Source organism: Nocardioides sp. AX2bis, from assembly GCF_902506435.1.
Lineage (GTDB): Bacteria > Actinomycetota > Actinomycetes > Propionibacteriales > Nocardioidaceae > Nocardioides.
The window spans coordinates 2728234-2744279 of sequence record NZ_LR733215.1; the positions used below are offsets into that span (position 1 = coordinate 2728234).

A 16046-nucleotide genomic window follows, 5' to 3' on the forward strand; every position below is an offset into this window, starting at 1 on the left:
CCCGCCAGCCGCGCCAGCAGCCGCCGCCCCCGCCCGGGAACGACGACCGCACGCAGGTGATGGGGGCGCAGCAGCGCCCGTACCAGGCGCCGCGGCGCCCGGAGCCGGCGCCGGTGCGACCCGCTCCCCCGCCGTCCGGGTCGTCCCCGCGACGGTCGCGCTCGGGACGCCGCTGGCGCCCCCGCGTCCGGCACCTGCTGCTCCTGCTCGTGGCCTGGCTGGTCTTCCTGGTCGGGGTCCCGATCTATGCGTGGTCGCAGGTCGAGGAGGTGCCGTTCACCCCCGACGGGGACCGCCCCGACGACCAGCCCGGCACCACCTACCTCCTGGTCGGCAGCGACTCCCGCGGCGACCTCAGCGAGGAGGAGCGCAGGGCGCTCGGCACCGGCGACGCCGCCGGCCAGCGCACCGACACCATCCTGCTGCTGCACACCGGCTCCGGCCCGAACCTGCTGATGTCGATCCCCCGCGACTCCGTGGTGGACGTCCCCGGCTACGGCACCACCAAGATCAACGCCGCCTTCGCCTTCGGCGGCGCGCCCCTGCTGACGCAGACCATCGAGAACGAGACCGGGATCCGGGTCGACGAGTACGTCGAGATCGGCTTCGGCGGGTTCGTCGACGTCGTCGACGCCGTCGGCGGGGTGGAGATCTGCCCCCGCGAGGCCATGCAGGACCCGCTGGCCAAGCTGGACGTGGAGAAGGGCTGCCAGGAGGCCGACGGCGCGACCGCGCTCGGCTACGCCCGCTCCCGCAAGATCTCGGCGCTCGGCGACATCGACCGGGCCCGCCGCCAGCGCGAGGTGATCTCCGCGATCGGCGCGGAGGCGGTCTCGCCGTGGACCGTGGTCAACCCGTGGCGCTACTGGCGGCTGAACAACGCCGGCGCCGACGCCGTCGCGGTCGGCGAGGGCATGGGCCCGGTCCGCGCGGCGATGTGGGCCAGCGCGATGACCAACGTCAACGGCGACTCCGGCCTGACCTGCGGCGTCCCGATCGCCAACCTGAACGTCGACTGGGACCCCGAGCGGGCCCCGCAGATGTTCCAGGCCATCATCGAGGACGACACCGAGAGCATCACCCCCGAGCTCTGCAGCCCGACCGGAGGACTCCAGTGACCAGCCCGACCACCGCAGCCACCACCTACGAGACGTTGAGCGTGAGCGTCGACGACGACGGGGTCGCCACCCTGACCCTCGACCGTCCCGACGCGATGAACTCCTTCACCGTCACCATGGCCCGCGAGCTGCTGCACTTCTTCACCGTCGACGCCCACGACGACGCCGTCCGCGCCGTCGTGGTGACGGGTGCCGGCCGGGCGTTCTGCGCCGGGATGGACCTGTCGGCCGAGGGCAACGTCTTCGGGCTCGACGAGTCGCTCGACCCGACCCCGGAGGACCTGCGCGCGCACCTGACCGACGAGCCGTACCAGGACGGCGTGCGCGACACCGGCGGCAAGGTGACGCTGGCGATCCACGCGCTGCCCAAGCCGGTGATCGCGGCGATCAACGGCGCCGCCGTCGGGATCGGCGCCACGATGACGCTGGCGATGGACCTGCGACTGGCGTCCACCAAGGCCCGGATCGGCTTCGTCTTCGGCCGCCTGGGCATCGTGCCCGAGGCCGCGTCGAGCTGGTTCCTGCCCCGCATCGTCGGCATCAGCCAGGCCCTCGAGTGGGTCTACTCCGCCGACGTGCTCACCGCGCAGCAGGCCCACGAGGGCCGGCTGCTCCGCTCGCTGCACGAGCCCGAGGACCTGCTCGGCGCCGCCCAGGAGCTGGCCCGCTCCTTCGTGAAGGACCGCTCCCCCGTCGCGCTGGGCCTGGCCAAGCAGCTGATGTACCGCAACAGCGCCGCCGCCGACCCGCTCGAGGCGCACCTGTCGGACTCGTTGGCGATGTTCCACGCCTCGATCACCGACGGCAAGGAGGGGGTGGCCGCCTTCCGTGAGAAGCGCACCCCCCGCTTCACCGGCCGGGCCTCCGACCTGCCGCGCGTCTTCGACTGACCACCGGGCCGGCTCCCGACGACGGAAGAACGTACACAAGCCTCACCGTCGCGGTCGGGCTCTGGATCACTGCAGGTCAGGAGGGTGCGGTGCGGTGCGCCCGTCCCGAAACGGACTGACTGTACGTTCTTCCGTCGCGACGGCCCGCGTCACGGAGGTCCGGCGACGGTCCCGACCACCGTGGCGCGGCGCGCGGTGCGCCGCAGCGTGGCCAGCACGGCCGGCCCGAGCAGCGCGATCGCCACCGCGTTGGTGATCGCCCGACCGGTGTCGAAGCTGCCGGTCGAGGTGATCAGCGTGTAGCGCAGGAACGTCACCAGGTTCTCCCCCAGCGGCGCACCGGGCACGTAGGTCAGGTCGCCGGAGACGCCGGGCACGCCGATGCCGAGCACGAACGGCCAGTCCGAGAGGTTCAGCAGCAGACCGTAGGCGTAGGCCGCCAGCACGCCGTAGGCCGCCAGCATCACGATCTCGCCGCGACCGCGGACCCGCTGCGGCAGCAGGCCGGCGCCCATCCCGACCCAGGCGGAGACGAGCATCTGGAAGGGCAGCCACGGGCCGACCCCGGCGGTCATCAGGGCGGAGGCGAACAGCGCGGTGCACCCCAGCGCGAAGCCGAAGCCGGGTCCGAGCACCCGGCCGGCGAGGATCAGCAGGAAGAAGACCAGCTCGATCCCGCCGGTCCCCGCCGAGACGCCGCGCAGCACCGCGACCAGGGCGCTGAGCACCCCGAGCACCGCCAGCACCCGCGGGTCGAGGCCACCCTCGGAGATCTCGGCGAGCACGACCACGAGCACCAGCGGCACGAGGGCCAGGAAGAGGAACGGCGGGTCGACGCGGTCGCCCGCCGCGGGCTGGAGCAGCAGCGGCCAGCCGAGCATCATCAACCCACCGACCGAGGCCAGCGCGAGCACGGCGGCGGTACGACGGGTGACCGGGACCGCGGCCGGGCGGGCCGGGGCGCTCACGACCGGGCCCCGATCGCGGCGGCGACCTCGTCGACGCGCAGCCACGGGGCACCGAGCACCTTGGTGACCTGGGGCGCGAAGGCCGGGGACTCCGCGACGACCCGGCGTACCGGGCCCGAGGAGACCACCTCGCCCTCCGACATCACCACGACCCGGTCCGCGCAGAGCGCGACGAACTCGACGTCGTGCGTGGCCACGAGAGCCGTCCGCCCGTGGCCGGCGAGACGGCGCAGCAGCACGGCCAGGCGGGCCTTGGCGGCGTAGTCCAGGCCGCGGGTGGGCTCGTCGAGCAGCAGCACCGGCGGGGTGGCGCTGAGCACCACGGCCAGGGACAGCGCCATCCGCTGGCCCTCGGACAGGTCGCGTGGGTGCTGCTCGTCGGGGATGCCCGGGGCCAGCTGGTCGAGGACCTCGCGCGCGCCGGGACCTGCGGTCGCGCACTCGGCCGCGACCGTCTCGAGGTAGAGCAGGTCGGCGGGGTTCTGCGGCAGCAGCCCCACCAGCGCGCGCCGCCGCTCGGCGTCGGCGTCCGCGGTGTCGGTGCCCTCGACGCGGACCTTCCCGGCGCGGCGGTCGCCGGAGCCCTGGAGCGTCCACATCAGGGAGGACTTGCCGCAGCCGTTGCGGCCCATCAGGGCGGTCACCACCCCGGCCGACAGGCTCAGGTCCAGGTCGCGCACCGCGACGGTCGGTCCGTGCACGACGGTCACGCCGGTCGCGGTCAGGACGTCGTGGCCGGTGGGCGGCGAGTCGTCGTACGCCGGGGGGTCGCCCAGGGCGAGGCCGCGGGCGCGGCGCCGCGCGTCGCGGACGTCGAGCGGGAGCGGGGACCAGCCGGCCAGCCGGCCCAGCTCGACGATCGGCGGGACGACCGGGGAGCCGGCGAGCACCTCGGCGGTCTCCCCCACCCGGACCCGGCCGTCGCCGGTCATCAGGCACGTCCGGTCGGCGAACGGCACGACCCGCTCGAGGCGGTGCTCGGCGAGCAGCACCGAGACGCCGAGGTCGCGCACCAGCCGGGTCAGGGTGGCCAGCACCTCCTCGGCCGCGGTCGGGTCGAGGGCCGAGGTCGGCTCGTCCAGGACCAGCAGCCGGGGGTGCATCGTCAGCACCGAGCCCAGCGCCACCCGCTGCTGCTGCCCGCCGGACAGCGTGCGCAGGTCGCGGGAACGGAGGTCGGCCACGCCGAGCAGGTCGAGGGTCTCCTCGACCCGGCGCCGCATCGTGGTGGGCGGCAGGCCGAGCTGCTCCATGCCGTACGCCAGCTCCTCCTCGACCGTGTCGGTGACGAACCCGGCCGCGGGGTCCTGGCCGACGTAGCCGATGGCGTGCGCCCGCTCGCGCGGGGGCGTGCGGACGATGCTGGTGCCGTCGAGCAGGACGTCGCCCTCGAGGCGGCCTCCGGAGAAGCGCGGGACCAGGCCGGTGACCACGCCGAGCAGGGTGGACTTGCCGACCCCGGTCGGCCCGGAGACGAGGACCAGCTCGCCCTCCTCGACGCTCAGGTCGACGCCGTCCAGGACCGGCGCCGGCGCGGACCGGAGGGGTCCGTCGTGGTCGGACGGGTCGGCGGGGTCGTAGCGCAGCGCGACGCCGCGGAGCTCGATCACGCGGCCACCGCCGGTTCGCGGCGTCGCAGCGCGACGGGGTCGGGCCGGGCGGCCAGGACCGGCGGGGGCGCGGCGAGCGCGGCCAGCAGGCCGACGAGCGGGCCGACGAGCGCCAGCAGGGTGACCGGCGGGACGGCGGAGAGGTCGGGGTAGGCCACTGCCACCTGGGGCGCGAGGAGGAACCGGCCATCCATCTCGATCCCCCGGGCGAGGGCGACGCCGGCCACGGCCACCGTCGCCCCGCTGACCGCGACGACGAGCTCGGGCCACCGCCACCGGTCGGCCCGGTAGCGGGTGCGCTCGACGCGGCGTCCGGCGCTGACCAGGCCGCCGGCGGCGAGCAGCAGCCCGCCGAGCAGGAACCCGCGCCCGATGTCTCGCGACACGGCCCCGGTCTGGTCGAGCAGCGCGTACGTCCCGACGCAGACACCGAGCAGGCCGGCGAGCATCAGCGCACCGGTGGTGCGGCGCTGGCCCGGCGTGGCCGAGCCGGCGCGGCCGTACCCCCGGGTGTCCATGCCGGCGGCCAGGGCCAGGGACCGCTCGAAGGCGTCCTCGAGGACCGGGACCACGATCCGTCGCAGGCCGCGCACGCGACCACGGCTCCCGGGGTCGCCGGCGCGCAGCGCCTGGGCGGCGCGGACCCGGCGCACGCTGTCGGCCAGCTGCGGCAGGACGCTGACCGCGACCACGAGGGCGGTGCCGATCTCGTAGAGCGCGGGCGGGACCGAGCGGAGCAGCCGCTTGGGGTTGGCGAGCGCGTTGGCCGCGCCGACGCAGACGAGGATCGCGGCCAGCCGCATCCCGTCGTACAGCCCGCCGAGCAGCGACTCGAGGGTCACCGGGCCGAGGAAGGTGATGGCGAGGACCGGTTCGGGCAGCGGCAGGGAGAACGACGGCAGGTCGAGCACGACGGTGCCCGGGTACCCGCTGCCGACGAGCACCCGGAAGACCACCCGGACCACCACGACGACCAGCCCGAGCCACAGGTAGAGCCGGAAGGACCGGCTCCACGGCTGGTCACCGCGGCGGGCCAGGACGGTCAGCGTCGCGGTGCCGACGAGCAGGAGCAGGAGGTACGGGTTGGTGGTGAGCGACGCCGCCACCGCGAGACCGATCGCCCACAGCCACCAGGCCACGGGGTGCAGGTCGCGGGGCAGGCGCGCGCTCACGGGCGGCCCGGGGCTCCCCGGAACCGTCGGACGCCGGCCACGGCGCCACCGACCAGCAGGAGCCCCGCCACCAGCGCCGGGGCGACCCAGACGGGCAGGCCGTCGGCGGCCGCGCTCTGGGAGGCCTGGGGGTCGACCGGGTCGTCGACCAGGGTGGTCTCCTGCTCGGTCTCCGGCTCGGCCGCCGGGGTCGGCGACGTGTCGCGACGGTCCCGCGCGTCCTTCCGGTCATCGTCGGGCTCGGTCTTCCGGTCGGCACGGTCGCGGTCGAGCCCGCCGCCCGGCGCCGCCCGTCGACGGTCACCGCGGTCGTCCTGCGCCCCGGGAGCGGCCGAGGCCGTGGGGGTCGGCGTCGGGGTCACCGCGGTCGCGCTCGAGGACGGCGTGGCCGTGGGGGTGGACGGTGCGGGGCGAGGCGGTGTGGCGCCTCCGCCCGCGGATCCCGAGCCGCTCGAGGTTCCGCCGCCGCCGCCCGTGGTGCCGCCGCCCGAGGTGCCGCCGCCCGAGCCGCTGCTGGCGGCCTTGACGGGCGGGGCCACCGACGGCGGGGTCCTGTCGCCGTCGTTGAAGCGGAACGCCACCGAGCCGCCGGCGGGGACCGTGAGGCTCCCGACGCCGACGCTGCTGTACCGCCACGTGCCGGACGTGCCGTCGGACCACCACAGGCCCCAGTAGGCGTCCGCCGGTGAGGTGTTCACGCACGGGTCGCTGGCGGGGGCACCTCCCACCCGGCAGACGAACCCGGGATCCCGCTGGGCGTACGTCAGGCCTACCCCGGTGTCGGCGAAGTTGTCGGTCGCCCTCCCACCGTCACCGTCGCACCCGGTCGTCGTACCGCCGCCAAGACCGGCCCGGTCGACGACCACGGTCACCCCCGGGCCGCCGCCGCACGTGGCGGCGGCGGCAGGACCGGCGGTCAGCACCGACGCGGCCGTCACGGGGACGGCGAGGCCGGCCACGGCGAGGGCGAGCGCGGCCGCGGAACGGGCGAGGCGGGCGACGCTCACGCCCGGCAGGCCTTCACACGCAGGTACTCCAGCCCGGGGGCGGCCTGGGCGGTCGCGCGGCGGAACTGGTCACGGGTCTGCGGGGTCACGCCGGCATCGGCCGCGGCCCGGTCGTAGGCGATCGCGCCGTTGCCGAGCTGGAGCCCTCGGACCCAGGACGCGGCCTTCGCCGCCGGGCGGCAGCGCCCGGCCTCGCCGAGCGCCCAGGCGGCGAGCCCGGTGCTGTTGGCGTTCGGGACCGCGGTCGGACCGCTGCCGGCGAAGCTGCCGTTGCGGCGCTGCTGGTCGGCCACCCAGGCCAGGCCGGAGGCAGTGGCGCGCTTCACGGCGCGGGTGGGGTCGTCGACCTCCTGCAGGTTCAGCAGGGCGAGCGCGGTGACGTCGAGATCGGCCTCGCCGCCCGCGGCGTCGCAGCCCTGGTCCGCCGCGCCCGGGGCGGAGAAGTCGAGGCGGAAGAACCCCTCGGCGCACTGCTGCTGCAGCAGGAAGGAGGTCGCGGCCCCGGCCTCGCTCGACCCGGTCTCGGTGAGCCCACGCACGGCGAAGGCCTGGCCGATGGTGTTGGCGTAGTCCTCAGCACCCGAGTCCGACAGACGGCCGGCGTCGGTGACCCGGGCCTCCAGACGCTCGACCAGGTCGACGCCGCCGAAGCTGCGCGGACGCGCCTTCGGCGCCTCGGTCGCGAAGGCCAGCGCCTTGGCCACGGACCCGGCGTAGACGTCGTCGCTCCCGAAGTCGACCCCGGTCGTCCAGCTGTCGACGTTCGCCTGCAGGCCCTTGCGGATCTGCTGGACCTTGCGGTCCTTCCCGCCGACCTCGATCAGCGCGAAGCCCGCGTCGGCGGTGAGCCCGTAGTCGTTGAACCCGCCGAAGTCCGGGTTGTACATCACCCCGCCCTTGAGCTGACCGCCCAGCCAGCCCGCGGCGTCGTCGGCCGGGGCCGCGGAGGCGGTGGGGGCGGAGGTGAGGACGCCGGTGACGGCGAGGGCGCCGGTGGCCAGGGTGATCCCGGCGCGACGCAGGAGGGTGCGAGACATGTGCGGTGGTTCCTTCCCGCTGCACAGCGGGAGGTCGCACGCGGGCCGGTGCCGCGGGTCGATCCCCGCTGCTTTCCACGACAGCGATGTGATCAGGACGCGTCGTGGCAGGCGTTCCGGCTCGCCCCACGAAGGGGCCTACGGTTGCGGGTCAGCGCCGGAGTTCGACCGGCTTTCCCCGCCACGGGCGTGCAAGGTTGGTGCGGTGCGCACTCTACATCCGCGCGCGCCTACGCCAGCTTCTCGAGGACCAGCTCGCGCACCCTGGCCGCGTCGGCCTGGCCCCGCATCTCCTTCATGACCGCGCCGATCAGCGCACCGGCGGCGGCGTGCTTGCCGGCCCGGATCTTGTCGGCCACGTCGGGGTTGGCCTCGATCGCGGCGTCGACGGCGGCCGAGAGCGCGCCCTCGTCGGAGACCACGGCCAGGCCGCGGGCGGCCACGACCTCGTCGGGGGTGCCCTCACCGGCCACGAGGCCGTCGATCACCTGGCGGGCCAGCTTGTCGTTGAGGGTGCCCTCGTCGACCAGCGCCTGCACGCGCGCGACGTCGGCGGGGGCGACGCCGAGCGCGGCGATGTCCTTGCCCGAGTCGTTGGCGGCGCGCGCCAGCTCGCCCAGCCACCACTTGCGCGCGGCCTGCGGCGACGCGCCGGCGGCGACGGTCTCCTCGACCACCCCCAGGGCACCGGCGTTTTCGGTGTCGCGCATCTCGAGCTCGCTGAAGCCCCAGACCTCCCGCAGGCGCGCCCGGCGTACGGCCGGCGGCTCGGGCAGCGTGGCGCGCAGCTCCTCCACCCACTCGCGCGACGGCGCGACGGGCACCAGGTCGGGCTCGGGGAAGTAGCGGTAGTCCTCGGCGTCGGACTTCTCGCGGCCCGAGGTGGTGACCCCGGTGTCCTCGTGCCAGTGCCGGGTCTCCTGGAGGATCGACCCACCGGCGCCCAGGACGGCCGCGTGGCGCTGCATCTCGTAGCGCACGGCCCGCTCGACCGAGCGCAGCGAGTTCACGTTCTTGGTCTCGGTACGGGTGCCGAGCCCGCCCTCGTCCTTGGGCGCCAGCGACAGGTTGACGTCGCAGCGCAGCGAGCCCTGCTCCATCCGCACGTCGGAGACGCCGAGGCCCAGCAGGATCTCGCGCAGCGCGGCGACGTAGGCCTTCGCGACGTGCGGGGCGCGGGAGCGGGTGCCCATCACCGGCCGCGTGACGATCTCGATCAACGGGATGCCGGCGCGGTTGTAGTCGACCAGCGAGTGGTCGGCGCCGTGGATGCGACCGGTGGCACCGCCGACGTGCAGCGACTTCCCGGTGTCCTCCTCCATGTGGGCGCGCTCGATCTCGACCCGGACCGTCTCGGTGCCGCCGTCCTCGGTCGGCACGGCCACGTCGAGGTAGCCGTCGAAGCAGATCGGCTCGTCGTACTGGCTGGTCTGGAAGTTCTTCGGCATGTCGGGGTAGAAGTAGTTCTTCCGCGCGAAGCGGCACCACTCGGCGATGTCACAGTTCAGCGCCAGGCCGATCCGGATCGCCGACTCCACCGCGGTCGCGTTGACCACCGGCATCGCCCCGGGCAGGCCCAGGCAGGTCGGGCAGACCTGCGTGTTCGGCTCGGCACCGAACTCCGTGGCGCACCCGCAGAACATCTTCGAGGCGGTGTTCAGCTCGACGTGCACCTCGAGCCCGAGGGCGGGGTCGTACGCCGCGAGGACGTCGTCCCAGGCGACCAGGGTGTCGCTCACAGCGATCCTCCAGGGGTGGTCAGGGCGGGGGCGCGGTCCAGGAGCGGGCCGCCCCACTGCTGCGTCAGCAGGGCCTCGGCGGCGGCGCCGACGCGGTAGCAGCGGTCGTCGGCCAGCGCCGGGGCGAGGACCTGGAAGCCGGCGGGCAGCCCGTCCTCGTCGGCCAGGCCGCTGGGCACCGAGATGCCCGGGAGCCCGGCCAGGTTGGCCGGGATCGTCGCGAGGTCGTTGAGGTACATCGCGATCGGGTCGTCCAGCTTCTCGCCCAGCTTGAACGCCGTGGTGGGCGCGGTCGGCGAGACCAGCACGTCGACCTGCTCGAAGGCGGCGGCGAAGTCGCGGCTGATCAGGGTGCGCACCTTCTGGGCCTGGCCGTAGTAGGCGTCGTAGTAGCCGCTGGACAGGGCATAGGTGCCGATCATGATCCGGCGCTTCACCTCGTCGCCGAAGCCGGCGTCGCGCGAGGCGCGCATGACCTGCTCGGCCGACGGGGAGTCGACGCCCTCGGGCAGCACCCGCAGGCCGTAGCGCATGGCGTCGAACTTGGCCAGGTTGCTGGAGGCCTCGGCCGGCAGGATCAGGTAGTAGGCGGCCAGCGCGTGCTCGAAGCTCGGGCAGGAGACCTCGACCACCTCGGCGCCGGCCCCGACGAGCAGGTCGACGGTCTCGGTGAAGCGGGCCAGGACACCGGCCTGGTAGCCCTCGCCGCCGAGCTCCCGGATGACGCCCACGCGGACGCCGGTCAGGTCGCCCTGGGCGCCCTGGCGGGCCGCGTCGAGCAGACCGGTGAGCGGCTGCACGACCGAGGTCGAGTCGCGGGGGTCGTGGCCGCCGACGACCTCGTGCAGCATCGCGGCGTCCTCGACGGTGCGGGTCACCGGACCGACCTGGTCCAGGGAGTTGGCCAGCGCGACCAGCCCGTAGCGGCTGACCGCGCCGTACGTCGGCTTCATCCCGACGGTGCCGGTCACGGCGCCGGGCTGGCGGATCGAGCCGCCGGTGTCGGTGCCGAGGGCCAGCGGGGCCTGGAAGGACGCCACGGCGGCGGCCGACCCGCCGCCGGAGCCGCCGGGGATCCGGTCGAGGTCCCACGGGTTGTGGGTGGGGCCGTAGGCGGAGTGCTCGGTGGAGGAGCCCATCGCGAACTCGTCCATGTTGGTCTTGCCCAGGATCGGCAGGCCCGCGGCGCGCAGCCGGGTCACCACGGTCGCGTCGTACGGCGGGCGCCAGCCCTCCAGGATCCGCGAGCCGCAGGTGGTGGGCAGGCCCTGCGTGGCCAGCACGTCCTTGACCGCGACGGGCACGCCGTCCAGGGGCGAGGCCGGCTGCCCGGCGGCGCGCCGGTCGTCGGAGGCGGCGGCCTGGGCGAGCGCGCCCTCGGCGTCGACGTGGAGGTAGGCGCGCACGCTGCCGTCGACCGCGGCGGTGCGGTCGAGCGCGGCCTGCGTCAGCGCGACCGAGGTGGTCTCGCCGGCGGCCAGGGCGGCGGCGAGCGCGGCGGCGCTGCTGCGGGTGGCGTCGGTGCTCACTGCTCGTCCCCCAGGATCCGCGGCACCGAGAAGCGCTGCTGCTCGGTCTCGGGCGCGCCCCCGAGGGCCTGCTCCGGGGTCAGGCCGGGCTCGACGACGTCGGCACGGAAGACGTTGGTCAGGGGCAGCGGGTGCGAGGTCGGCGGCACGTCGTCGCCGGCGACCCCGGCGATGGAGGCCACCGACTCCAGGATCACGGACAGCTGGGGGGCGAGGTGGTCCAGCTCGGCGTCGTCGAGGTCGATCCGGGCGAGGTCGGCGAGGTGGCGCACCTCCTCGCGGGTGATCCGGGCGTCAGGCATGCCGGTCATCCTAGGACCGCGCCGCCGCTCGTTCCTCAGGGGCCGGTGCGTACAGTCAGTTGAAAGTTCAAGTTCATACCCCATCAGGAGGACGTCCCATGACGAAGGTCGCCATCATCTACTACTCCGGCTACGGCGCGGTCCACGCGATGGCGCAGCGCGCCGCGCACGCCGCCGAGCAGGCCGGGGCCGAGGTGCGGCTGCGCCACGTCGCCGAGACCGCCCCCCGCGAGGCCGTCGAGTCCCAGGACGCCTGGAAGGCCCACGTCGACGAGGTCGCCGACCAGCCGACCGCCACGCCGGACGACATCGACTGGGCCGACGTGGTCCTGATGGGCTCGGGCACGCGCTACGGCCACGTCACCAGCCAGCTGCAGTCCTACATCGACACCCTCGGCCCCCTGTGGGGCGCCGGCAAGCTGGCCGACAAGGTCTACTCGGCCTTCACCGCCAGCCAGACCCTGCACGGCGGCCAGGAGTCCACGCTCCAGGCGATGCACACCACGTTCGCCCACTTCGGCGGGATCATCGTGCCCCCGGGCTACACCGACCCGATCAAGTTCGGCGCCACCGACGGCAACCCGTACGGCGTCGGCAAGGTCACCGGGGCCGGCAGCGACTTGACCGACGACGACCACGCGAGCATCGACCACCTGGTCACCCGCTGCATCTCGGTGTCCTCGAAGCTCACCGCCTGAGCCGAGCACCCGCAGCACCGCGACCCGCCACCGTCCCCCGGTGGCGGGTCGTGCTGCGTCCTGCCCAACCGAACCGGGGGTCCGCCGCATCTGGGAGGGTGACCGACCGAGGAGGTCCGGATGCCCCGATCCCCCAGCGACGACGAGTTCACCGCCCTGGTGCACGCCTCGTGGCCCTCGCTCTACCGCACCGCCTACCTCCTGGTGGGCGACCGCGGGGAGGCCGAGGACCTCGTCCAGACCGCGCTCGCCAAGACCTACGCCTCGTGGTCCTCGGTGCGCGACGTCGCAGCCGCACCGGGGTACGCCCGCACCACCCTGGTCAACACCGCGACGTCGTGGTTCCGGCGCCGGTCGTGGAACGCCGAGTCGCCGCGCGACGTCCTGCCCGAGCGGGCCGGTCCCGTCGGCGACCCCGACGCCCGCCCCCTGCTGGTCGCGGCCCTGGCCACGCTCGCCCCGCGGCAGCGCGCGGTCGTCGTCCTGCGGTACTACGAGGACCTCTCCGTCGCCGAGACCGCCCGCCTCCTGGGCATCGGCGACGGCACCGTCAAGAGCCAGACCTCCGACGCTCTCGCCCGCCTGCGCACGCAGCTCGGCGACGCCGTCGTCCCCTCCTCCCTGGGAGCCACCCGTGACTGACCGCCTGCAGCAGATGCTCCGCGACGAGGCCGACGGCCTCACCGTCCCCCCGGCCCCCGCCGGGGCCGTGCTGGAGGCCGGTCGACGACGCCGACGACGCCGCACCGGCGCCGCCGCAGCCGCCGCGGGTGCCCTCACGGTCGCCGTCGCGGGTGCTGCCGTGGGGCTCGGCCATCTCGACCGGGGCGGGCCCTCCCCCGACACCGCCTCCGACCCGGCAGCCGGCTCCGGTGCGGTCTTCTCCGTCGGTCGCACGGTGTACCTCGACGACGGTGCGGCGTCCGCGCGGGTCGACGACACGGTCGTGAAGTCGCTCTACTACACCTCCGCGGGAGTCCTGGTACGTCACGGGGACGACCCCGCCAGCGACGGCGGCGGGCCCCAGCGCTTCTCCCTCGTCCGGCCCGACGGCTCGGTCAGCCCCGTCTCGGTCGAGACCGAGGAGACCGCGCACGCCACCGACCCCGCCCAGCCCTACCTGGCCTGGGCCGAGGCCACGCCCGACGGTGCCGAGGTCGTCGTGCACGACGTCGACACCGACGTCGAGGTCGCCCGCGTGCCGGTCCCCGGCCGCTTCAGCTGGTCGCCGCCGCCCGTGTCACTGGACGGGGACACCGTCTACGTCGGCGGCGGCCGCACCACCTGGGCCGTCGACTGGCGCTCCGGCGAGGTGGTCGACAGCGGCCTGGACACCCTCTTCCCCCAGGTGGCCGGCGGTCGCACGGTCACCACGGACCGCGAGGGCAGCAGCGTCGTGGACGCGGCCACCGGTCGGGTGCTGCTCGCGGTGCCCACGGAGGACGGCGTCTTCGTCGACGTCCAGCTCTCGCCCGACGGCCGGTACGCCCTGCTCGTCTCGGAGCCGGACGTCATGACGACCCTGGGGTCCGCTGCGGGCGAGGTCTCCGTCGTCGACGTCGGCACCGGCGCGACGGTCGGCCTCCCTCCCGAGATCGGGCAGGGCCTGCCCGGCTGGACCCCGGAGGGCGAGCCGTTCGTCGTCACCGGGGACACGCTGGTCGCCTGCTCGCCGGTGGACGGCACGTGCGCGGAGACCGCCCTGGAGATCGAGGACCTGCCCGACCCCGAGGGCGGGACCCCGGCCCGGGACTACAGCCAGGAGCTGCGTCTCGGCGGTCGGACCTACGAGTCCTGAGCCTCCGGGTCCGGCTCCGGGTCAGGCTCGACGGCCGGCGGCGGGCCGTCGGCCAGCAGCGCGGTGAACCCGGCCTCGTCGAGGACGGGGACGCCGAGCTGCTCGGCCTTCTCCGCCTTGGTGCCGGCGTTCTCCCCCACCACGACGAAGTCGGTCTTCTTCGAGACCGACCCCGAGGCCTTCCCGCCGCGGGACAGGATCGCCTCCTTGGCCGAGTCGCGGCTGTAGCCCTCGAGCGAGCCGGTCACCACGACGGTGAGGCCCTCGAGGGTCCGCGGGACGGACTCGTCGCGCTCGTCGGCCATCGAGACCCCCGCACGGGTCCACCGGTCGACGATCGAGGCGTGCCAGTCGACGCGGAACCACTCCGTGACGGCCTCGGCGATCGTCGGCCCGACGCCGTCGGCGTCCGCGAGCTGCTCCTCGGTGGCCGCGCGGATGGCCTCCATCGAGCCGAGCTCGGTGGCCAGCGCGCGGGCGGCGGTGGGGCCGACGTGGCGGATCGAGAGCGCCACGAGCACCCGCCAGAGCGGGACCTCGCGGGAGGCGGCGAGCCCGGCAAGCAGCGAGCGCCCGTTGGCCGACAGGACCCGGCCGCGCTCGTCGGCGTCCTCCCCCTTCTTCGCCGCGCGGGTGAAGAGCTCGGTGCGCAGCAGCTTGTCCTCGTCGAGGTCGAAGACGTCGCCCTCGTCGGTGATCACGCCCGCGGTGAGCAGGGCGTACGCCGCCTCCGAGCCCAGCCCCTCGATGTCGAAGGCGCCCCGCCCGGCCACGTGGAAGACCCGCTCGAGCGCCTGGGCCGGGCAGGCCCGGTGGTTGGGGCAGCGCAGGTCCTTGTCGCCCTCCTTCTGCTGGGCCAGCGGGGTGCCGCAGGAGGGGCACTCGGTCGGCATCTCCCACGCCGGGAGTCCCTCGGGCCGCAGCGCGAGGACCGGCCCGACGATCTCGGGGATGACGTCACCGGCCTTGCGCAGGACGACGGTGTCGCCGGGGCGCACGTCCTTGCGGCGCACCTCGTGGGCGTTGTGCAGCGTGGCCATCTCGACCGTCGAGCCCGCGACCCGGGTGGGCACCATCCGCCCGAACGGCGTCACCCGGCCGGTGCGCCCGGTGTTGACCTCGATCGCCAGCAGCTCGGCGTTGACCTCCTCGGGCGGGTACTTGAAGGCGATCGCCCACCGCGGGGCGCGGCTGGTCGAGCCGAGCCGGCGCTGCAGCGCGTAGTCGTCGACCTTGACCACGACGCCGTCGATCTCGTGCTCGACGTCGTGGCGGTGCTCGCCGTAGTGCTCGACGAACTCGTGCACCTCGGCCAGGCTGTCCAGCACCCGGACCCGGTCGGAGACCGGCAGGCCCCAGGCGGCCAGGGCGTCGTACGCCCCCGACTGCGACCCCGGCTCGAAGCCCTCGCGGGCGCCGATGCCGTGGCAGACCATCCCCAGCGCGCGGGTGGCGGTGACCCGCGGGTCCTTCTGCCGCAGCGAGCCCGCGGCGGCGTTGCGCGGGTTGGCGAAGACCGGCTTGCCGGCCTCGGTCATCGTCTCGTTCAGCCGCTCGAAAGCCGCGGTCGGCAGGAACACCTCGCCGCGCACCTCCACCAGGTCGGGCACCGGGTGCTCCTCGGTGCCGCTCAGCCGGGTGGGGACGCCGGCGATGGTGCGGACGTTGGGCGTGACGTCCTCCCCGGTGCGCCCGTCGCCGCGGGTCAGCGCCCGGGTCAGCCGGCCGCGCTCGTAGAGCAGGTTGATCGCGAGACCGTCGACCTTGAGCTCGACCAGCAGCTGCGGGTCCACCACGCCGTCGCGGGCGAGCCGGGCGTGCCAGGAGGCCAGCTCCTCGTCGGAGAAGGCGTTGTCGAGGCTCTCCATCCGGCGCAGGTGGTCGACCGCGGTGAACTCGGTCGAGACCGCGCCGCCGACCTTCTGCGTCGGGGAGTCCGGCGTCCGCAGCTCGGGGTGCGCCTCCTCGAGCTCCTCCAGGCGCCGCATCCGGCGGTCGAAGTCGGCGTCGTCGAGCGTGGGGTCGTCCAGGACGTAGTAGCGCCAGCGCGCGTCCTCGACGTCCTCGACCAGCTGACGGTGCTCGTCGCGGGCCTCGGTGGGCGCCGGCTCGGGCGTGCTCATGGGCTCATCCTGCCGGGTCCCGCCGACAGCCCGCTCGCCCGTGCGGGCGACGGCG

14 protein-coding genes are annotated in these 16046 nt (G+C 74.8%); 5 read left to right on the forward strand and 9 right to left on the reverse strand.

Translation table 11 applies throughout. The features are described 5' to 3' along the window. The coding region (locus tag GV155_RS13040; RefSeq protein ID WP_160008565.1) for an LCP family protein at positions 1-1118 on the forward strand (1118 nt) is incomplete at its 5' end. Next, positions 1115-2008 carry a crotonase/enoyl-CoA hydratase family protein gene (locus GV155_RS13045; RefSeq protein WP_160008567.1) on the forward strand — a complete coding sequence of 298 codons (894 nt, stop codon included), beginning with the start codon at positions 1115-1117 and terminating at the stop codon, positions 2006-2008. The genes GV155_RS13040 and GV155_RS13045, both read left to right, overlap by 4 nt. Before the next feature lie 149 nt (positions 2009-2157). Here the strand turns inward: GV155_RS13045 and GV155_RS13050 are convergent, their stop codons facing one another. From GV155_RS13050 to gatC, 8 genes are all read right to left on the reverse strand, one after another. Further along, the gene (locus GV155_RS13050) at positions 2158-2976 is read right to left on the reverse strand and encodes an ECF transporter S component (protein WP_236554309.1); all 819 of its coding nucleotides are present in this window, start codon (positions 2974-2976) and stop codon (positions 2158-2160) included. Next, positions 2973-4586 (reverse strand): ABC transporter ATP-binding protein, encoded by a 1614-nt coding sequence (locus GV155_RS13055; protein WP_160008569.1) that lies wholly within the window; start codon positions 4584-4586, stop codon positions 2973-2975. Before GV155_RS13055 ends, GV155_RS13050 begins: the two co-directional genes overlap by 4 nt. Then, complete coding sequence (locus tag GV155_RS13060; protein WP_160008571.1) at positions 4583-5758, reverse strand: energy-coupling factor transporter transmembrane component T; 1176 nt, start codon at positions 5756-5758, stop codon at positions 4583-4585. The genes GV155_RS13055 and GV155_RS13060 overlap by 4 nt, the downstream gene beginning before the upstream one ends. Beyond that, positions 5755-6765 carry a hypothetical protein gene (locus GV155_RS13065; RefSeq protein WP_160008573.1) on the reverse strand — a complete coding sequence of 337 codons (1011 nt, stop codon included), beginning with the start codon at positions 6763-6765 and terminating at the stop codon, positions 5755-5757. The genes GV155_RS13060 and GV155_RS13065 overlap by 4 nt, the downstream gene beginning before the upstream one ends. Continuing rightward, positions 6762-7802, reverse strand: coding sequence for a hypothetical protein (locus GV155_RS13070; RefSeq protein WP_160008575.1), 1041 nt, complete (start codon positions 7800-7802; stop codon positions 6762-6764). The genes GV155_RS13065 and GV155_RS13070 overlap by 4 nt, the downstream gene beginning before the upstream one ends. 230 nt (positions 7803-8032) lie before the next feature. Then, positions 8033-9541: an Asp-tRNA(Asn)/Glu-tRNA(Gln) amidotransferase subunit GatB gene (gatB, locus tag GV155_RS13075; protein WP_236554310.1), complete on the reverse strand. Its 1509-nt coding sequence runs from the start codon at positions 9539-9541 to the stop codon at positions 8033-8035. Continuing rightward, positions 9538-11070, reverse strand: coding sequence for an Asp-tRNA(Asn)/Glu-tRNA(Gln) amidotransferase subunit GatA (gene gatA, locus GV155_RS13080; RefSeq protein ID WP_160008577.1), 1533 nt, complete (start codon positions 11068-11070; stop codon positions 9538-9540). Before gatA ends, gatB begins: the two co-directional genes overlap by 4 nt. After that, positions 11067-11372, reverse strand: a complete 306-nt coding sequence (gene gatC, locus GV155_RS13085) for an Asp-tRNA(Asn)/Glu-tRNA(Gln) amidotransferase subunit GatC (RefSeq protein WP_160008579.1) — start codon at positions 11370-11372, stop codon at positions 11067-11069. Before gatC ends, gatA begins: the two co-directional genes overlap by 4 nt. 98 nt (positions 11373-11470) lie before the next feature. Here gatC and wrbA point away from each other — a divergent pair, with 98 nt between their 5' ends. The 3 genes from wrbA (at position 11471) to GV155_RS13100 (ending at position 13868) form a co-directional block, all read left to right on the forward strand. Next, on the forward strand, positions 11471-12070 hold the full coding sequence (gene wrbA / locus GV155_RS13090) for an NAD(P)H:quinone oxidoreductase (protein WP_160008581.1): 600 nt from the start codon (positions 11471-11473) through the stop codon (positions 12068-12070). 120 nt (positions 12071-12190) lie between these two features. Next, a complete protein-coding gene (locus tag GV155_RS13095) occupies positions 12191-12712 on the forward strand; it encodes a SigE family RNA polymerase sigma factor (RefSeq protein ID WP_160008583.1) in 522 nt (173 codons plus the stop codon). Then, positions 12705-13868: a hypothetical protein gene (locus GV155_RS13100; RefSeq protein WP_160008585.1), complete on the forward strand. Its 1164-nt coding sequence runs from the start codon at positions 12705-12707 to the stop codon at positions 13866-13868. Before GV155_RS13095 ends, GV155_RS13100 begins: the two co-directional genes overlap by 8 nt. On the opposite strand, the gene ligA is transcribed toward GV155_RS13100, so the two are convergent. Continuing rightward, a complete protein-coding gene (ligA, locus tag GV155_RS13105) occupies positions 13856-15991 on the reverse strand; it encodes an NAD-dependent DNA ligase LigA (RefSeq protein ID WP_160008587.1) in 2136 nt (711 codons plus the stop codon). The genes GV155_RS13100 and ligA overlap by 13 nt on opposite strands. Positions 15992-16046: the final 55 nt, after the last annotated feature.

Coding starts and splice junctions, on each gene's coding strand:
- GV155_RS13070 (WP_160008575.1), bottom strand. CDS start 7,802: ATGTCTCGCACCCTCCTGCGTCGCGCCGGGATCACCCTGGCCACCGGC.
- gatC (WP_160008579.1), bottom strand. CDS start 11,372: ATGCCTGACGCCCGGATCACCCGCGAGGAGGTGCGCCACCTCGCCGAC.
- wrbA (WP_160008581.1), top strand. CDS start 11,471: ATGACGAAGGTCGCCATCATCTACTACTCCGGCTACGGCGCGGTCCAC.
- GV155_RS13095 (WP_160008583.1), top strand. CDS start 12,191: ATGCCCCGATCCCCCAGCGACGACGAGTTCACCGCCCTGGTGCACGCC.
- ligA (WP_160008587.1), bottom strand. CDS start 15,991: ATGAGCACGCCCGAGCCGGCGCCCACCGAGGCCCGCGACGAGCACCGT.